Here is a 16,773-nt window from a genome sequence, read left to right on the forward strand (position 1 = left end):
TCACGGTGTGGCCGTCCATCCGGAGAACCGGGCCTGCGCCGGAATCATCAACAGCGGCCGGTGGCCTTTGTGGATCAGGTGCGCGGACACCGACTCACCGGACACCCGTTCCATCATCGAGACGAAGCCGCGCCGCGGAGTGCCGATGATGATCATCAGCGCGTCGTGACGCTCGGCGATCGAGATCAGTAGCCGCATCGGATCCTCGTGGGTGCAGTCGTACGACCAGTTCCCGGGCAGCGGTGCGAGCATCGCGCACGCCTCGCTACGTTCGGATTCGAGTCCGTCGGCGAGTTCCCTCTCGTAGTTGGGGGAATCTGGATCGATGGGGAGATCGTTCGGGTCGACACTGTGCGCCACGTGCACACCGGCATTGATGCGCAGCGCGAAGTCGACCGCGAACCGCAATGCCGAATGGGAGCCGGCATTGCGGTCGAAGCCGACCACCAGATGACACGCCGGCGCAGGCACTGCCGGTGGCCCGTCGATATGCAGCGGTTCGAGTGACCTCAAGTTCTCGGTGAACCGGTGACGTGCGTCTTTGCTCATCGTGTTCTCCTCACAGTCCCGCCAACGCGAGACCTGCGGCGCCGGCCGTCACGGTCAGGGCCAGAGTCCCGACCGCATTACCGAAAGCGGGCCAATAGCGTTGGCGTTGAATCAGCCGCACCGTTTCGAAACTTGCCGTGCTGAAGGTGGTGTACCCGCCGCAGAACCCGACTCCGACGATCAACTGCAGCTCGCGCGAGGCGCCGTGGAAGAGGACGGCTCCGGTGACCAGTCCCAGGATCAAGGAGCCGGTGATGTTGATGATCACTGTGGCCCAGGGGAATTCGGCACTACGCCGGGTTCGGATCGCCCCGTCGAGAACGAACCGGCTCACCGCGCCGGCGCTACCGGCGAGTGCAATCCACAGTGTGATCACCGCCCGTCCTCCTTGAGTTGGGTCTGGATCCGTGCCCCGGCCGCGATTCCGGCGGCGGTTGTGAGGAGACCGACCGCCACACTGGCCACCGCGTAGAGAACCGCGGACCACAGGTGGTGATCACGGAGAAGCAGATCGGTGTCCACGGCGAGGGTGCTGTAGGTGGTGAACGAGCCGAGCACACCGGTGCCGACACACAACCGCACCCGCCGGAGCCACCCGGCGTCTTCACCGAGGCGGGTGAGGGCTTCGAGCAACAATCCCAACAGCAGGGCGCCGGCGATGTTGATCGCGAACGTCGTCCACGGGAATTGTCCGGCCGAGGTGGGGAACGCGACGCCCAGTCCGTAGCGCAGCGGCGCGCCGAGCAGCCCACCTGCGGCGACGGCGGCGATGGCCGAGGGGCGCACATGCAGCGGCCCCGGCTCGCGGGGAACGGAATCGGGGTCGACCGGCAGCGTCGGTGCGGGATCGGTGGGGCGGGTCACAGGCACAGTCCTTCCACGGTGGGAAGGAGCCATCAGCCCCGGGAGTGGGGCGGTTCAGACAACCCTCCGGAGGGTGTGTCTAGGCGGAGATCCATCGCCTGTCATTGATGAATATATCCTGACTGGGCCGCGGCTGTCGCCTCCGGGACACTCGAGCCTCACGACCCCACTCCTCTCGTGAACGAATTCGTCGCCGGCGGGTGCCGGCTTCGGCTCGCTCCATTCCCCCATCGCGGCGTAACGTGAAATCCACGATCATGGCGGTGGGGCTCGCCATAACCGCATTTCGCACCCGACGGAGCGGAACGCCAACGGTCCCTGGTCCAGCACACAACGCTGGCCGGGACTCCTACCCACGAGGTGTCGGTAGCCGGTCAGCGGCAACCACATCCCGAGGGGGACCCGATGTCTGTCACATTCTCGACCATTCGCGCGGTGGAAATCCTGGATTCACGCGGAAATCCGACCCTATCGGTGACCGCGGAACTCTCCGATCGGACCGTCGTCTGCGCCGGTGTCCCCTCCGGAGCCTCGACCGGAACCCGGGAAGCGGTGGAACTGCGCGATCACGATCGCGCCCGCTTCCACGGCCGCGGAGTCTCGCGGGCGCTCGCCCACGTCAACGGCCCCATCGCAGATGCGCTGACCGGCAGAGTCTTCGAAACACTCGCCGACGTCGATCGTGTGATGATCCGACTCGACGGAACCGCCGACAAATCACATCTCGGTGCCAATGCCATCGTCGGTGTCTCCATCGCCGCGGCCCGCGCCTTCGCCGCCAGTGCGAAGCAACCGTTGTGGCGCGCGCTGACCCCGGACGGTGTGCAGCCGCGGCTACCGGTACCGCATTTCAACGTCGTCAACGGTGGCCGCCACGCCCCGAACGCCCTGCAGTTCCAAGAATTCATGATCGCCCCCCTCGGTGCCCCATCGATGGCCGATGCCGTGCGGGCCGGATCGGAAATTTATGCCGACCTCCGAAGCTCGCTCGAACACCGCAACCTCGCAACAGGTCTCGGCGACGAAGGCGGCTTCGCGCCCGAGGTGGCATGGCCGGAAGAAGTGCTCACCCTGCTCGTCGATGCGATCAAGAAGGCCGGCTACATCCCCGGGCTCGGCGACGTGGCGATCGCGTTGGATCCGGCGGCGAGCGAATTCCACACCCACGACTTCTACGAGGTTTCCGGGCAACACGTCACCAGCGCCGAGATGATCAGCCGGTACGAACGTCTGGTCGACGAATACCCCATCTGGAGCATCGAAGACGGATTGAGCGAAGGCGACCTCGACGGGTGGAAACACCTCACCACCACCCTCGGCGATCGGATCCAGATCGTCGGTGACGACAACTTCGTCACCAACCCGGCCATCATCACCGACGCCATCGCCGCCGGTGTGGGCAACGCGGCCCTGATCAAGGTCAACCAGATCGGCACCGTCACCGAAACCCTCGAGGCGCTGAAAATATGTCGAGACGCCGGATACGGGGCGATGATCTCGCACCGCTCCGGCGAAACCGACGACACCTTCATCGCCGACCTCGCCGTCGCATCCGGATGCGGCCAGATCAAATCCGGTGCGCCCGCCCGCGGGGAACGGGTCGCGAAGTACAACCGCCTCCTGCAGATCGCCGACGCCAACCCCCGCCTGCGCTACGGGCTACCGTCGTGACGGAGGCGTCTCGACCTGCCGACCCACCGAACTCCGAACCGACCGACAGTCGCTGGTTGACCCCGGGAGTGCTCGGGGTGGGTGGGGCGTCCCTGTTCAGCGACGCCAGCCACGAACTGGTCACCAGCCTGCTCCCGACGTTCCTCACCTCCACCCTGCATGCCGGCCCGGGGGCGCTCGGAGCGATCGACGGCACCGCGGACGCGTTGACCGGGCTCGCCAAGCTCGCTGGCGGCCCGTTGTCGAACGACCCTGCCCGCAGGTCCAGGCTGGCCGCCTCCGGCTATGTCGGCACTGCGATCGCCACCGCCGCGATCGGGCTGACCACCGCGGTGTGGCAGGTGGCGTTCCTGCGCTCGTTCGCGTGGATCTCACGAGGGGTGCGTTCACCCGCCCGCGACATGCTGCTGACCTCGCTCTCGCGTGACGACTCGTACGGGCGGGCATTCGGTGTCGAGCGTGCGGGCGATAATGCCGGGGCGATCATCGGGCCGTTGGCGGCATCGATCCTGGTCGCCGTCGTCGGTGTCCGGCATGCGATGGTCCTCTCGATCGTTCCGGGCATCCTCGCGGCGGTGGCGATCCTGATCGCCGCCCGCGAAGCCAAACGCTCCCTCGGTGAACCAGCCGGCCGGCGGACCCTCACACTGAACCTGCGGGAGCTGCGGGAAGTGGGGTTCGCCCGCACATTGACGCCGGTGGCAATGTTCGAACTCGGCAATCTCGCCACCACCCTGCTGATCCTGCGGGCGACGGATCTCCTGCAGAGCGGAGGTCGGGATCTCACTGCGGCCACCAGCCTGGCGATCCTGCTCTACGTCGCACACAACGCCGCCGCTACGGTGTGTTCGCTTGTCGCCGGGCAACTCTCGGACCGCATCGGCCCGCGGCTGGTGTTCGCGAGTAGCGCGCTCGTCTACGTGGCGGGGTATCTGGTGTTCGCTGTCGGTCCGCACGCGTGGCCACTGCTTCTGTTGGGGTTCGTTCTCGCAGGTCTCGGGATCGGCGCGGCCGAGACGGCCGAATCGACAGCGGTCGCGAAGACGTTGCCGGAGGGTCTGCGCGGCAACGGTTTCGGGGTTCTCGGCTTGGTGCAGGCGTTCGGTGACATGGGTTCGACGGTCATCGCCGGGATCTTGTGGTCGCTGATCTCGCCGATGGTGGCGTTCGGGTACGTGGCGGCGTGGATGTTCGCGTCGGTGCTCGCATCGCCGCTGCTGCAACCCCGTGACCGCCGCAACTGGACAACGGCATGACCGGGCGACGCTGCGCAGGTACTCGAATCATGCGCTGAGACAAGGACCGAGGGCCGCGTACACCAGCTATCGACGATCTGCCGCACCCCTGCGCGACAAGCGACTCCGAAAAGAGCGAACCACCGGCGGGCAGCGGTTCTCAGCAAATACACAGCGCCATCGGTGAAGACTGCGCACGGAGAGGCCGGTGACGGGCGGCTGGTGCACACAGTGGTGACGGCATCGCGTACCGGGATGGGCAATCGTGGACGATCCGCCACGGGAGTGGGCAGTCGAGTTCTCCGGCGGCCGATTCGCCGGACCGGGTGCTGCGACAAACCGGCGCAACCGACTGACGACGACAGACGAACGAGGACATGAACACACACAATCTTGCGCTCGACGGATCCGGAATCGACGGATCGTCGTATATCGACGTGACCGATTTCGCCCGAGACACACCGTGGCTCAACGAGCCGATGTATCTGTACACCAGCATCGGCATCGCCTTCTTCGGTGTGCTGATCATCGCTGCGTGGTGGAAAGCCCGGCGCGAAGACTCGGCGACCATGGCCGCCGTCGTGGCCGCACCCATCGCCGCGGTCGCCGCGTACCTGGTCAACGACGCGGTCAAAGGGGTGGTCGAGGAGCCGCGGCCCTGCAACTCCTATCCAACTGCGTTCATTCTCGAAAAGTGTCCACCTCTGGCGGACTATTCGTTTCCCAGTAACCACACCGTCGTCGCCGCCGCGGTCGCCGCCGCCCTGTTTTTCGTCAGCTGGCGATGGGGCACGGTGGCAGCGGTGGCCGCCGCCTTGATGGCCTTCTCTCGCGTCTACGTCGGTGCCCACTACCCCCACGACGTCATCGCCGGTCTTGTCGTGGGATTCGTCGTTGGTCTGGTCACCGCACTAGTACTGCGCAAGTATGTGACCGCACTCGTCGAAAAACTCTCGACCGGGCCGCTTCGTCCTCTACTTTCAGGGGCCACTGCGCCCGAACAACCGGAGCACAACGCAATCACCATCACGATGCAAGGTCGGCGTCGAGCAGTGGGCCCGACTAAACAGTGAACAACTCTTCGCCGACCCGGCTAAACCCAGGTAAGAGCACGCCACTCCCGTCGAGAATCGCATCTTTCGTGTCAGGTGGCAGTCAGATCAGAGACGAATGCTCGAGGCGCACTCCGAAGATTCGCTGGTAGAGGTCCTCGCCGAAACTGGTGGGCAACGGTGCGCCCGGGATGATCCGGAAGGTGCGCTCCCCGTCCGGTCTCCGTTCGGCGCGGAGGAAGAGAGTGGTGTCGCTGGCCTCGGTGTGGAGGCTGTCGGCGAGGTCGAACATGTGGGTCACGAAGAAGACGGTGGTTCCGGTGTCCACCAGCCCGTGAAGGATCGAACTCGCTATCTGCGAGCCTTCACGTTCGTTGGTGGAGGCGAAGGATTCGTTGCACAGCAACATCGCGTTCGTCGGCATCAGGTCGATAGTCCGGCTCATCCGGTGAAGTTCCTCGTCGAGTTTGCCGCGCTGCATGGCGGCGTCTTCTTCCCTCTTGAAATGGGTGTAGACGCCGGGGCGCGCAGTGGCCCGCATCGATTGTGCGGGCGCGAACAGTCCGGCTTGCATCATCAGTTGGGTAAGCCCGACGCTGCGCAGGAATCTCGACTTCCCACCCTGGTTGGCGCCCGTGATCATCACCAGTGTGTTCCCGTCGGCGGCGATGTCGTTGCCCACCACACGATCTTCGGCGGTCAGGCTCAGTGCCACGTCGTACATTCCGGTGCAGGTGAACACGGTTTCTCCGGGGCGCGTGGGTTCGGGGAAACAGATGGGTTCGTCGAGTGCGGCGAGGTGCCGGGCGAGATTCAGGGCGCCGATGTAGAAGCCGAGTTCTGTGCGCAGCATCCGAAAGAAGCTCAGGATGTGGTCGGCGGATTGGGCGAGGGCGTTAGCGACGAGGATTACCCCTTGTCCCTTCAGATCGCCCAGTGCCTGTGCGCCGGCGATATCGCGGTCGGCGATCTCGAAGCTGTAGGAGACCGGCTCCTGCATCGCGAAAATCCGTTCCCACCACCGCCGATGAGGCGGTTCGTGGAGAACGTATCTCTCACCTTTGTTGCCCTCGCCCAGGGTGGCACTGAGCAGCGCACCTTGAGGAAAGTGCAACTGCTCGAGTTGGTCCCGCGCGCTACGGAAGAAGGTGTCGTCGAGTTCACGGGCGAGCGTGGTGAACAGTGTCGTGAACCCCTCCGATGTGAACTCCGCGGAATGTTCGGCTCCGATGTTCTTGAGTCGGGCAAGCATGTCGAGGAACATCTCGAGTACCTCAATGGATCGGTGCAGGACCGGATCGGGGGAATGGATCAGCAGTGGATAGTACTGCTTGTGTTCGCGTTCGATCGCCTCGACGGCAAGCTGGTACATCTGCGTGACCACGGCGGGCTGCGCGAAGCAGTCGCGCAGTATCTGTTGCCGGTAGATGATGGCATCCGGGTCGGTCACTGTCGTCAGCAGCGCGGCGTCGGCCACACCGCGCAGGAAAGAATCACCTTCGGCCATTGCATCGAGCATGGTGTCGAGTTCGAGGTCTTTCCTCAGATCGGTGGCGTGAGAGGGTAGTTCGGTTCCGGCGGCGAAGTCGCGGCTGCGGTACATCAGGTGTGCTTTCATGATCGACGTTCCTTCACCTGCTGGTAGGTCAGGCGGTACTTTTCTGCGAGCGTGAGGGCATACGCCAGGCCGTCCGCGCGCTGGCGGACGAGGGTGAAGGTGCGATGCGCCGGATCGTCGGGGTCGACGGCGGCGACCATGCTGACGGTGGCCTCGTTCAGCCTCGACAACTCGTCGACGAACGTGACGTACACACCGAGCATGCCGCGGTCGATGATCCGGTTGAGCACGGCGCCGCCGAGAAGACGGGCGTCCTTGACGGTGGTGGAGGTGAAGGTTTCGTTCATGATGACGATGCTCTCGCTGGTGGCCTGGTCGAGAATGTCGTGAATCCGCTCGAGTTCGTCCTGGAGTTTGCCGCTGAGGTTGGTGATGACCTCCTCGCGTTCGAAATGTGTGAACAGGTGATCGTAGAGATGCAATCGGGCCCGGTGGCCAGGGACAAGGCAGCCCAGGCGGCCCAGGTAGTGCATTTGTCCGAAGGTGCGCGCGAAGGTGGTCTTGCCGCCCTGATTGGGTCCACTGACCACGATGACGCGTTCTCGGCCCGTCAGTGCGAAGTCGTTGCACACCACCGCTCGTTCGGGAACAAGGCGTTCGGCGAGCGCGATATCGAATGTGTCGAACGCGCTGACCTCATGGGACCGATCGGTGACGTGGGGGTAGCAGAACTGCAGGCCGGCGTGTTCGAACCGGTCGAGGTAGTCGAGATAGACGAGGTAGAACTGGATCTCGCGGTCGAAGTCGTCGATGACCCGGTCGAGGAATCCACGGTTGTGCTGACAGAACTGGTTCAGTTCTGCGAACTCGCGGGGATGTAGTCGGGCGAGAAGATCCAGTACGTGCGCTTCGACGTGGTTCAACCCCCACCCGGCGGTGTTGCGGAGATGGTGCTCACGCACCTCGCCTTGCTTGAACTTCTCGAATGTTCTCTCCACCTCAGTGCTGTAGTCCGATTCGCCGTCATATCTTCGGACCGTGATGCGGTCACCCTTGATGATCAGGCAGTACCGGATGCCCGACAGTGCCCGCTCGACATTGTCCAGATCACCTCGCAGCGTGGAGAACTCCGGGCCCTGGAGATAATCGGCGAGGTAGTCGCGGAATCTACGCAGACCCGACGATCGTAGGGACAGAACAGTGAGGTTGTCGGACAAGCGGGTAGTGGCCACGGCGAAAACGCGGACAGCCATGAGAAACCAGGCCTGCTGTTCGCGGGGGTAGTACCGCTTACGGGCACGGGCGAGGTGTGTGCGCATCTCGTGCATCCCGGCCGCGAACTCGTCGACCGCCGACCGCACCTCCTCCATCTGCACGTCGCGGAAGACCTCGTGTCGGTAGGTGATCGCCGCGGTATCGGTCAGGGCCGTGTGGAAGAACTGCTCGAGGTCGTACTCCTCGTGGCCGGCGACGATCGATGTCACGACCTGCTCGAGGTTCAGATCGCCGAAGAACTCGGGCGGATTCGTCTCGAGAGGTGGTGCGGTTGCGGGGTTTTCGAAGAGGATGCTGCGAAAACTCTCGGCTGTCATAGCTGCCGCGTCGTCGTCGGGTGCGTACGTGCGATGAATGGCGTCGACATTGTGCATTGGAAGGGGCGGTCGGACGTTCATCCGGATCTCCTCTCGGTCAGTCGACCGAGCTGTTAGATCCTCGTGATCAGTGCGGCCCCGGTCAGCATCGAATATCTGACCAGGAACCGTTGGCTCCACCCGTACGGATGCCGGATGAGCGCACATTGTGGCGAGTCCCACCGCCATGCAAGCTAACTATCAGAATACTCCGTGTCGATCCTGCCTGACCAGCATGCGGTCACCGAACCCGCGTCGAAGAACTCGAAATCCCGTGCCGTGCAGAAGAACAGCACATGTGAGCGCAGGATGCGCGGACGAGCCGACCCTGTCTGATTCCGAGGCACACGAGCAGGCGGACATCGGAAGTGAGGACTGCTATGGCGGCGGTTCGATCGCCGCGGCACCCCTCACGCGGTATACGACGGAAGGACACCGTCGGGAAGGTCCTCCGGCGTTGAAAACCCGGGAGCCGACGCCGCGGATTGCCCTCGACAACTCCACCGGTGACGACCGAGATCGGCGAGGTTCACCACGACCATGTTGTTGTCGATCGGATCATGGTTGCGGCCCAGACCGTCGATGAGCGTTCGATAACCTGTGCCGTGCAGCAGTGCCTGGTGACGGTGGTGGAAATGGCCGTGCCACAGGCGTGCCGGTTGCACGTGATCGACGATCTCCCGTAATCGTTGCCGATTGGCTTCCGACGCGGCCAATTCCCGTGGTGGGAAGCCGTACCGATCGCGCTGCATTCCGGGAACCGGAATTCCGGCCGGGCAGTCATGACAGAACATGACATCCGCGAGGCCACCGGTGATCGCCGCGTCCATCTCGCCGGTGTCGATCGTTTCCTGCGGCCACCACGACGTGCCCTCGATCCGTAAGAACCGATCGATGGAGTACGCGCCACCCATCGCCAGGCATGTCGTCGATCCCCACGACCACCGCAATCCACGGGGCAGATGCACGATCCGTTCTCGCAGGTACCGAAGACCGTCCGGTGCGACGGGACGCGCCAACAGCGCGTCGAACGCTTCATGATTGCCGTCCACGAAACCCAGGACCAGATCGAACTCGGTGAGAGCAGCGTCGAGTGCATCGAGGTAGGCGTCGGTGAAGCGATACCCGAAGTCGCCGAGATGGACTACCACGTTCGCATTGCGTTTGGCTGCATGTTCGATCGCCTCGACCGCATATCGAGTGTCGGCATGCCAGTCCCCTGCAATCGCAATACGGTTGGGAGAGTTGAGGAATCGTCCCGTCGTGGGCTGGTGAGCTGTGTACATAGCGGAACCTTCGGCCGTGATCTCTGCTGTTCGAAGAATGGTGAAGTTCCGAGCGGTCCTGCGCGTCGACGACGCCCCGAAAGGTGTCGACGATGCCGAGAATCGGCAGCCACACCGTCGCGGTATTTTCCGGTGCCTTCACCGATGCGATGCGGCAGAGCGGCCTACCTTTCCGAGCGATACGTCGCTCGATTCGAGGTAGGGACCGTTGGCGGCGCGAACACCGCATTTGGTGGTGGGCCCCACCACCACTGTTCCGGTCAACTTTACTCCCGCCGGCGTACGTTCCCATACTGCAGTGTGGACGAAACCGCCGAACTCGAAGGTGATGTAGACACGCCACCGTCGAATCGTCACCAAGCCAGGTGTGGTGTGCGGCACCATCTAACCGAGCGTGAAATTACCGATGTCTCCCCGACCTCGTCTCGGTTGTACCCGACGTTCTCGACGAGACCTCACTTACCCAACCCCACGAGTACAGGCAACGCATGTTGAACCGCCGCCCGGCAAGTTCGAAAACCTTGATGTGGCCCGGTGTCGAGATGTGGCGAGGATCGACGGAACTCGCTGCACCTTAAGGACGGCCTTGGCGCTTCTACGCGCCTCAGGTACTTTGAGCCGCACCGAATCCCGCCGGCTCAACCAAAATGATTCCTCCCAGGTCGATGCCGCGGAGAAACATCAGATTCAATGAGTCTGAACAAGATTTGCCTCGGGTGCCGAACGGAAGGGCACACGTGACCCACAAAGCGCCCACCATCGACCCACCACTCTGCGGCCTAGTCGGTGCCTGACCTGTCACAGAACGCGTTCATCCGAACCTCCTCTCTTGTGAGAGTCGAAATTCCGGCTCGTCCACAGACGGAGGTTGAAAACGGTGAATCCCCCTACGAAAACGGTGAGCAGCGACGGATCTGGTGCCGGTGGCGCTTCGGTGGCTCAGGAAGGGATCGAATACGGAAAAGAAGGGAAGGTGTGGCTGCCGGAGGAATATCCCCACCACTTCAGCGCCCGTCGCTCAGAGGCAGACGAAGTGACGGCGCTGGCAACTGCTGTGTGCGCAAAGGGTTGGTCGCTGTCTGTCATTGAGCCGCGCGCCGGTGTGCTTGGAAGCAACCGCGGTCTCGATCTTCAGGCGCACGCCACATTCGATGACTCGGCGGGAGTGCAGGGCGTTCTCCGCGAGGCGCTGCTGCTCATGCAAACCCGTTATGGGCAGTTGTTGTCAGGGTCCGTCGACCAGTTCACGGTCTTCCCGCCCCACATCGTGTTGGTTGACGGGCTGGATGAGTTCTTCGAGGAGCTGAACACACGAAAGAATCCCGCGTACTCCTGTGCCGAAGCCAGGCAGGTACGACGCGACTGGGACTACATCGCCCGGAAGGGAGGTGCATTGAGAGGAAGCGTGCACATCCTTGCCACTGGTTGCTCGAAAAATCTCTTGTCGTCGACCGTCTACTCGGATTTCGATCGAGAGGAGTGGTTCTGGATGAGTATCGATGGGCTCTGAACTAGGCACGGAGTCACGAGAGGCAACGCGTTCCCGCTCTCGAGGTTCTTTTAGGTTTGATCTGCCGCGTTGCACAAGCTCGCGAAGTTACGAAGAAGGACTCGTCTCTCGTTCCTGGCATGTGGGACAAGACGATCATGTCCGTCACCTCCCACCGGTGGCGAGCTCGCCACCGAAAAAGAAATTTTCGCTTTCCCTGTCACAGAACGCGTACATCCGAACCTCCTCTCTTATGAGAGCCGAAATTCCGGCCCGTCGAGACGGAGGTACGAATGATGACGACCACAACGGGTCCGACAAGCATCGCCAATGCGAAGCAGAAACCGATGATCACTTCGGTCCTCGTGTTCGGAGTCACGGGTAACTCGGCACGAGTTGTGGCAAGTCGCTCGTACCCGAGCAGCGAAGCGACGAAGGATGTGCCGGCGGCGACGCTCGTGCACCTCGGTTCTTGCGTGCACTGCCTTCCCGCTGTGGAGGTGAGGGCATGACCGCCTCGATGGAAAAGGGCGTTTCGCGTGCGATGGAACTTGCCTCCGCACGCCAGATCGCCGCGCAGTCCCCGCCACTGGAAGCGCGCCCGCACCCCTGGTTGCGCAACGCCGCCATCACCGCCGCCGGAGGCGCAGTGTTCGCCAGTCTCGCCTCGATCATCGATCAGAGTGCATGGGCGGTGCCGATCGCCGCGGCTGGCGGCGCGACCGCAGTCGGCGTGGGGGCACTGGGTTATCGCGCGAAAATGCGTGACGTCGAGGTCGACCGTGCGATCGAACAGCTCAGCCCTCAGCTAGGACTTGCCGCGCCGAGTCGGGAAACAATCAAAGCCAGCCGGTGGGATGCGCGGGGGTGGCCTGGGCGTCCTGGGCGCCTCGTGATCCGATACGCGTCGGCGAAATTGTCGCTCGACGAGCACTTCATTGCGCGCATCAACGAGGTGCTTTCCGGTCAGGCGTGGGGCGAGTACCGATTGCAAAAGCACGACACTCGGCGCCGGCGAATCATCTTCGTTCCGACTCGCGCCAGCGAAGAAAAGACTGTTGAGGAAGCCGCCAGCATCGCGCGTGCGAAACGCACCGTTCTGACCTTGCTCGGACCCACCGGCAAGATCACGAAGACGGAGTTCGATCCGGTGACGGGCGAGTTGCGCGCATTGGAAGCAAGCCACGAAGTCGGAACGAAAATAGCGCCGTCGGGGTATCGCAACCGAATCGAGCGCACAGTTTCCGGGTTGCTGTCAGGGCGGTGGCGCGCGAAATGGGAACTGGAAAAGGACACAGTTCGATTCGAGGTCCGCCCGAACTTCGAAAAGAACGTGTGGCACCCCGCTCCAGTTCTTTCCGATGACAACCCCTTGATCAACTACGACAGCGTCAAGATTCCCTACGGCATCGACGAAGACGGTCACGTCATGTACTGGCGGCCAGCCGTTGACCCACACATGATGCTGGTCGGTTCCTCCGGAACAGGAAAGACAGTCACCGCTCACACTGTCTTGACCGAGGTCACGGCCAACGGCTGGATCGTATGGGTCGTAGACGGCAAGGGAGTCGAATTCCTCGGTTTCCAAGACTGGCCGAATGTACAGATCGTTGCGGCACAGATCGCTCATCAAGTCGCTGTCATCCATCGTGCATGGCAAGTCATGGAAGAGCGATACGCAGCGATCATCGCCGGAGAAGCTCAAGAAACCGACTTCGAACCTTTGGTGCTGTTCATCGACGAGTTCGCAGATTTCCGCGGCAACCTTCTCAACTGGTACTCGATGATCAAAGGCAAGGGAGATCCCACCAAGCCTCGTACATTGCAGGAAGTCGGATCGATCGCCCGTAAAGGTCGAACATCCCGGGTGCATATGGTTCTCGGCACCCAGCGCCCGGACGCCGAATATTTCGGTGGCGACATGCGCGACAACTTCCGGATGCGCGTCTCCATGGGCAGGCTCTCACCACAAGGTGCGCAGATGATGTGGGAGTCGATGAGTATCGGCACTTCAATTCCACGGGGATGCCGCGGTCGCGCCACCACAGTTAACGACGCGAATGACGCAGTGGAGATCCAGACGTATCGCACACCGGATCCACGCAAGGTGGGCCCGGGGGATGAAGGTTACGAGCTTTTCGAGGTTCTTCGTCCCGCGGTGGCTCGCCATCCGCGCCTGCTGATTCTCGATCCCGAACCTGACGAGGTCGACATCGACAAAGGCGACTCCGAAGAAGTGGAACTGAGATTTCACAACTACGCGATGGCGCCGTGGGGCCGTGCAGAGGACCATCCCTACAGCGATCCAGTTGCGCTGCGCGCCAAAGGAAGGTCGCGTGATACCGCCCGAGGCGCCACCCCGCTCGAAATTCTCGGAATCTACTCCAAGCGGCTACCCCGCACCAAAGATCTCCTTGACGCTGCAGAGTCTGCCCACGCTCGGCCCGAACTCACTGTCGTTCCGGAGTTGCTTGCCGATGACGTTGTCGAGGATGACTGGGAAGGCTTCAGCGAACCGGCCGTGAGCTCGCCAGGGGACATCCAGGTAGGCGACTTGATCTGCGTCGACGAGGACACCGACCACTGGGCCGTGGTCGACAGCGACCCTGGCCCGGACGAATTCGACGAGGACCACTACGCCATCACCTGGCGCGGAGACGGCGACTCCGAAGGCGTCCTATCGGTCCCCGAGGACGGCGAGGTCTCGCTCCGTCGAGCTCTCGAATTTGCCTGAACCGCAACCACTTCACTAGTCAAGGACAAGTACATGTCAAACTCGAATTCTCGAAACACCTTGTCGGACTCGGACATTCTCATCTTGATGTGCCTGGCACCGTTTGCTGTCCCGCTCGTTATCGCACTGGTACCTGGATGGTGGGGCACTTCGCTGACGTGGCTCGTCGAGCACAAAATTCTTGTCGCCGCGTCGGAGTCGCCACTCTTCACATTTCCTGGCCAGATCGGCGGCGTTGACCTTCCTCGACTCGTCATCGTTATTGCAGTCCTGCTTGCTGCAGTGGCGTGTGGGTTCAGTGCACTCCGAGCTCTGCACGATCGCCGGATCGATCGCCGGCTCGCATCGGGGGACAGATTGTGATCGGCCGCTTCCCATCGGCTGCCCTGGACGACGAGGTCCGGACTGCGGTATCGTCCGAATCGCTAGTTGAGATACGGACTGACCATCCGTGCACACACAATTTGAAAAGAGAATCCAATGTCCTTGGATAACGCTGTTTCACGCATGCCTTCTGTGCCGTGCACCCCAACTTCGCCGACCTACGAAGACGATGGGCTGTTTCCGCTGCCGACTTCCACCGCTAGAGTGGAGAGCAGGCCGGCTTACCGGTCCACGGAGCCGGAGTCTGTGAGAACGGGTTGGTCCCCTGACTCCAGAACCCGGTTGGACGACGTTTCACGTCGCTCCTCCTCCGGCGGCGGGACGTTTAGGACAACCTCCCGCCGCCTGAGGTCCACCACGGTTTTCAATTCCGACACGGTTTTCAATTCCGACGGATCGCGCCGGCATCTGGAAGTTCTTGAAGAAGCCGGACTGACTCGACGCATGATCGCGCGCTCGGCGAAGGTCAGTCTCAAGGCGCTTTCTACGATCAGTTCGCAGACACAAAAGCCGATCGATGCGTCCGTCGCGCAACGAGTGCTTGCCGTGACGTTTCACCCTTCTGACGATCGGACGAGGACTCCGGGCGTGGGCGCGCTACGACGCATCCGTGCGCTGGTCGCGATGGGGTTCCCGTTCAGTGATCTGGCACAGCGCCTGGGTGTTTCGCAGGAAGTACTGGAATCCTTGCCGGAGAAGGGCTTGATTCGTGTTGCGTTGTGGGAGTCGATCGATCGTCTCTACGACGAGCTTTCGATGACATCGGAAGCTCCGAATCCCGCAGTTCGAGATTGGGCGCGCGATGTTCAGGGCTGGGCGCCTCCGTTGGCGTGGGATGACGATGAGATCGACGACTATCGAGCCCGCCCGCACCGGCCCCGAGGTCTCAAATCGCTCGATCCTGTTGCCGTCGAACGTCGTCTGAATGGGGAGCGCTCCATCAATCTCACCCTCGCAGATCAGGAGGCGATCGTGAAGGTGGCGCTGTCGCAAAAGTGGCCCGTCGCGCGACTGGCCGACGTCCTCAGCTGCGACGAGCGAGCAGCCAACTCACGACTGGTCCGTTATCGTGCTCGAATGAGAACGAAGAGTGCCGCTCATGGCGAGAGTGTTTCGGATGTTGCGTAGCGCCGCGCGAGCACAGTCGTCCACCATCCGAGTCCTTGTCTCTCTTCTCGTTGTCCTCTGTGCATCGGGAGGCGTGACACTTTTGGATAGCACTGCTGAGGCACTCCACGCCCAAAATCGTGTTGTTTCTGGCGCACTTGTCGTCGGAATTACCCTGATCTGCTCCGTGATGGCGTCGCGCGGTTTGCGAACCGCTGTCACTGTGTGGTGCAGCGACGCGGACATCCCCTTCGAAGTCACCAGCGCAGCTACCCACATTGCCTCTATCTTCACGGCCGTTTTCTGGCTTTTGACAACAGAATTCGCGAACATGGGAGCAGCGTTGCCTGCCGTCTTGGCACTGTCGACTATTGCTGTGTGGTGTGCGGTCATTGATCAAGCAACGATGCGAATTCCGACTTCCGCCGCCTACACCGCAGCAGCAGTGACGCTTTTGCTGATTGTCGTTGCAGGGCTGTTTGATTCAGACGCGTCAGCGATCCTTCGTGCGGTCGTGGGCGGTTTCGCGACAGCGCTGATGTACCTGCTTGTCGCGTGGGCCACGAGGGGAGGGGTGGGATTGGGTGACGTCAGGTTAAGCCTGAGTCTAGGATTTGTGCTCGGATATCAGGGTTGGCCGAGCGTAGTTGCCGGGCTGATTTGGCCGGTAATCGTCTTGTTCCCAGTGACGATCGGCGCGATCATTCATAGGCGCATAACTCGATCAACCGAGACAGCGCGAGAAATTGCCGCCGGCCCGGGTCTTGTCGCGGGTTGTGCGCTAGCCCTCGCCTTGAACGGTTGAATGGAAACCGGAACTCGTCTGGTAACCGAAAGATCCATACTCACATCATCCTCTGAACCGCCAGTGTTCAGAGGATCTTTTTTTCCTGTCTTCGCAGGTTAACAGCTATATCTCAAAAATGGCGTGTCCAAAGTGTAATGGGTCGTCGTTATGGTCCGAACCAACAAACTGATCGGGGAGGGCACTGTGAAAATCTCAGGTAGATCCAAGGCAATGGCATGGGTTGCAGGAGCGGCTGTCGCGGCAGGTGTTGCACTGGCCACCTATCCGGACGCGGCTCCTGCTGTACCTCCCCAAGTCCCGAGCGCAGAGGTTCTACAGAGCGCGGTGAAGGTCGCGGGCCTAATCGAGAGCTCGTCGGTCGTAGACGACGTTCCGAACGTTTCGGGCTACCAGAGGGGTTGTGGG

General features: G+C 62.2%; 16 protein-coding genes and 1 riboswitch. Of the genes, 9 read left to right on the top strand and 7 right to left on the bottom strand.

Annotation, left to right across the window (positions count from 1 at the left end):
• From BH682_RS34555 to BH682_RS34565, 3 genes are all read right to left on the bottom strand, one after another.
• Positions 1-549 carry a universal stress protein gene (locus BH682_RS34555; RefSeq protein ID WP_064074696.1) on the bottom strand — a complete coding sequence of 183 codons (549 nt, stop codon included), beginning with the start codon at positions 547-549 and terminating at the stop codon, positions 1-3.
• 10 nt (positions 550-559) lie between these two features.
• The gene (gene crcB, locus BH682_RS34560; RefSeq protein WP_064074695.1) at positions 560-925 is read right to left on the bottom strand and encodes a fluoride efflux transporter CrcB; all 366 of its coding nucleotides are present in this window, start codon (positions 923-925) and stop codon (positions 560-562) included.
• Positions 922-1,446: a FluC/FEX family fluoride channel gene (locus tag BH682_RS34565; protein WP_064074694.1), complete on the bottom strand. Its 525-nt coding sequence runs from the start codon at positions 1,444-1,446 to the stop codon at positions 922-924. The genes crcB and BH682_RS34565 overlap by 4 nt, the downstream gene beginning before the upstream one ends.
• A riboswitch (Fluoride riboswitch) is annotated at positions 1,430-1,521 on the bottom strand. Its footprint overlaps the gene before it by 17 nt.
• A 297-nt stretch (positions 1,522-1,818) precedes the next feature.
• Here BH682_RS34565 and eno point away from each other — a divergent pair.
• The 3 genes from eno to BH682_RS34580 all read left to right on the top strand — a co-directional run bounded on the left by eno (position 1,819) and on the right by BH682_RS34580 (position 5,392).
• Positions 1,819-3,084: a phosphopyruvate hydratase gene (eno, locus tag BH682_RS34570; protein WP_064074693.1), complete on the top strand. Its 1,266-nt coding sequence runs from the start codon at positions 1,819-1,821 to the stop codon at positions 3,082-3,084.
• The gene (locus tag BH682_RS34575) at positions 3,081-4,340 is read left to right on the top strand and encodes an MFS transporter (protein ID WP_064074692.1); all 1,260 of its coding nucleotides are present in this window, start codon (positions 3,081-3,083) and stop codon (positions 4,338-4,340) included. The genes eno and BH682_RS34575 overlap by 4 nt, the downstream gene beginning before the upstream one ends.
• A gap of 356 nt (positions 4,341-4,696) precedes the next feature.
• On the top strand, positions 4,697-5,392 hold the full coding sequence (locus BH682_RS34580; RefSeq protein ID WP_064074691.1) for a phosphatase PAP2 family protein: 696 nt from the start codon (positions 4,697-4,699) through the stop codon (positions 5,390-5,392).
• 82 nt (positions 5,393-5,474) lie between these two features.
• On the opposite strand, the gene BH682_RS34585 is transcribed toward BH682_RS34580, so the two are convergent.
• From BH682_RS34585 to BH682_RS34600, 4 genes are all read right to left on the bottom strand, one after another.
• A complete protein-coding gene (locus tag BH682_RS34585; protein ID WP_064074690.1) occupies positions 5,475-6,989 on the bottom strand; it encodes a MutS-related protein in 1,515 nt (504 codons plus the stop codon).
• Positions 6,986-8,602, bottom strand: a complete 1,617-nt coding sequence (locus BH682_RS34590) for a MutS-related protein (protein WP_197486185.1) — start codon at positions 8,600-8,602, stop codon at positions 6,986-6,988. The genes BH682_RS34585 and BH682_RS34590 overlap by 4 nt, the downstream gene beginning before the upstream one ends.
• Before the next feature lie 368 nt (positions 8,603-8,970).
• Positions 8,971-9,846 carry a metallophosphoesterase family protein gene (locus BH682_RS34595; RefSeq protein ID WP_064074689.1) on the bottom strand — a complete coding sequence of 292 codons (876 nt, stop codon included), beginning with the start codon at positions 9,844-9,846 and terminating at the stop codon, positions 8,971-8,973.
• 138 nt (positions 9,847-9,984) lie between these two features.
• Positions 9,985-10,230 carry a hypothetical protein gene (locus BH682_RS34600; protein WP_064074688.1) on the bottom strand — a complete coding sequence of 82 codons (246 nt, stop codon included), beginning with the start codon at positions 10,228-10,230 and terminating at the stop codon, positions 9,985-9,987.
• Between the two features lie 493 nt (positions 10,231-10,723).
• On the opposite strand from BH682_RS34600, the gene BH682_RS34605 reads away from it, so the two are divergent.
• The 6 genes from BH682_RS34605 (at position 10,724) to BH682_RS34630 (ending at position 16,365) form a co-directional block, all read left to right on the top strand.
• Positions 10,724-11,356: a hypothetical protein gene (locus BH682_RS34605; RefSeq protein ID WP_143542646.1), complete on the top strand. Its 633-nt coding sequence runs from the start codon at positions 10,724-10,726 to the stop codon at positions 11,354-11,356.
• Between the two features lie 272 nt (positions 11,357-11,628).
• Positions 11,629-11,847: a hypothetical protein gene (locus BH682_RS34610; protein ID WP_075836592.1), complete on the top strand. Its 219-nt coding sequence runs from the start codon at positions 11,629-11,631 to the stop codon at positions 11,845-11,847.
• Entirely contained in the window at positions 11,844-14,069 is a 2,226-nt protein-coding gene (locus tag BH682_RS34615; protein WP_083954826.1) for an FtsK/SpoIIIE domain-containing protein, read from the top strand. The genes BH682_RS34610 and BH682_RS34615 overlap by 4 nt, the downstream gene beginning before the upstream one ends.
• 33 nt (positions 14,070-14,102) lie before the next feature.
• Positions 14,103-14,432 (top strand): hypothetical protein, encoded by a 330-nt coding sequence (locus tag BH682_RS34620; RefSeq protein WP_047269937.1) that lies wholly within the window; start codon positions 14,103-14,105, stop codon positions 14,430-14,432.
• Positions 14,433-14,897: 465 nt separating this feature from the next.
• Positions 14,898-15,581, top strand: coding sequence for a hypothetical protein (locus tag BH682_RS34625; RefSeq protein ID WP_075836594.1), 684 nt, complete (start codon positions 14,898-14,900; stop codon positions 15,579-15,581).
• Between the two features lie 73 nt (positions 15,582-15,654).
• Positions 15,655-16,365, top strand: coding sequence for an A24 family peptidase (locus tag BH682_RS34630; RefSeq protein WP_190287675.1), 711 nt, complete (start codon positions 15,655-15,657; stop codon positions 16,363-16,365).
• Positions 16,366-16,773: the final 408 nt, after the last annotated feature.

The organism is Rhodococcus sp. YL-1 (assembly GCF_001942025.1).
Classification (GTDB): Bacteria; Actinomycetota; Actinomycetes; order Mycobacteriales; family Mycobacteriaceae; genus Rhodococcus_F; species Rhodococcus_F qingshengii.

Coding starts and splice junctions, on each gene's coding strand:
- BH682_RS34585 (WP_064074690.1), bottom strand. CDS start 6,989: ATGAAAGCACACCTGATGTACCGCAGCCGCGACTTCGCCGCCGGAACC.
- BH682_RS34625 (WP_075836594.1), top strand. CDS start 14,898: ATGATCGCGCGCTCGGCGAAGGTCAGTCTCAAGGCGCTTTCTACGATC.
- BH682_RS34595 (WP_064074689.1), bottom strand. CDS start 9,846: ATGTACACAGCTCACCAGCCCACGACGGGACGATTCCTCAACTCTCCC.
- eno (WP_064074693.1), top strand. CDS start 1,819: ATGTCTGTCACATTCTCGACCATTCGCGCGGTGGAAATCCTGGATTCA.
- BH682_RS34580 (WP_064074691.1), top strand. CDS start 4,697: ATGAACACACACAATCTTGCGCTCGACGGATCCGGAATCGACGGATCG.
- BH682_RS34590 (WP_197486185.1), bottom strand. CDS start 8,602: ATGAACGTCCGACCGCCCCTTCCAATGCACAATGTCGACGCCATTCAT.
- BH682_RS34600 (WP_064074688.1), bottom strand. CDS start 10,230: ATGGTGCCGCACACCACACCTGGCTTGGTGACGATTCGACGGTGGCGT.
- BH682_RS34620 (WP_047269937.1), top strand. CDS start 14,103: ATGTCAAACTCGAATTCTCGAAACACCTTGTCGGACTCGGACATTCTC.
- BH682_RS34615 (WP_083954826.1), top strand. CDS start 11,844: ATGACCGCCTCGATGGAAAAGGGCGTTTCGCGTGCGATGGAACTTGCC.
- BH682_RS34555 (WP_064074696.1), bottom strand. CDS start 549: ATGAGCAAAGACGCACGTCACCGGTTCACCGAGAACTTGAGGTCACTC.
- BH682_RS34610 (WP_075836592.1), top strand. CDS start 11,629: ATGATGACGACCACAACGGGTCCGACAAGCATCGCCAATGCGAAGCAG.
- BH682_RS34565 (WP_064074694.1), bottom strand. CDS start 1,446: ATGGCTCCTTCCCACCGTGGAAGGACTGTGCCTGTGACCCGCCCCACC.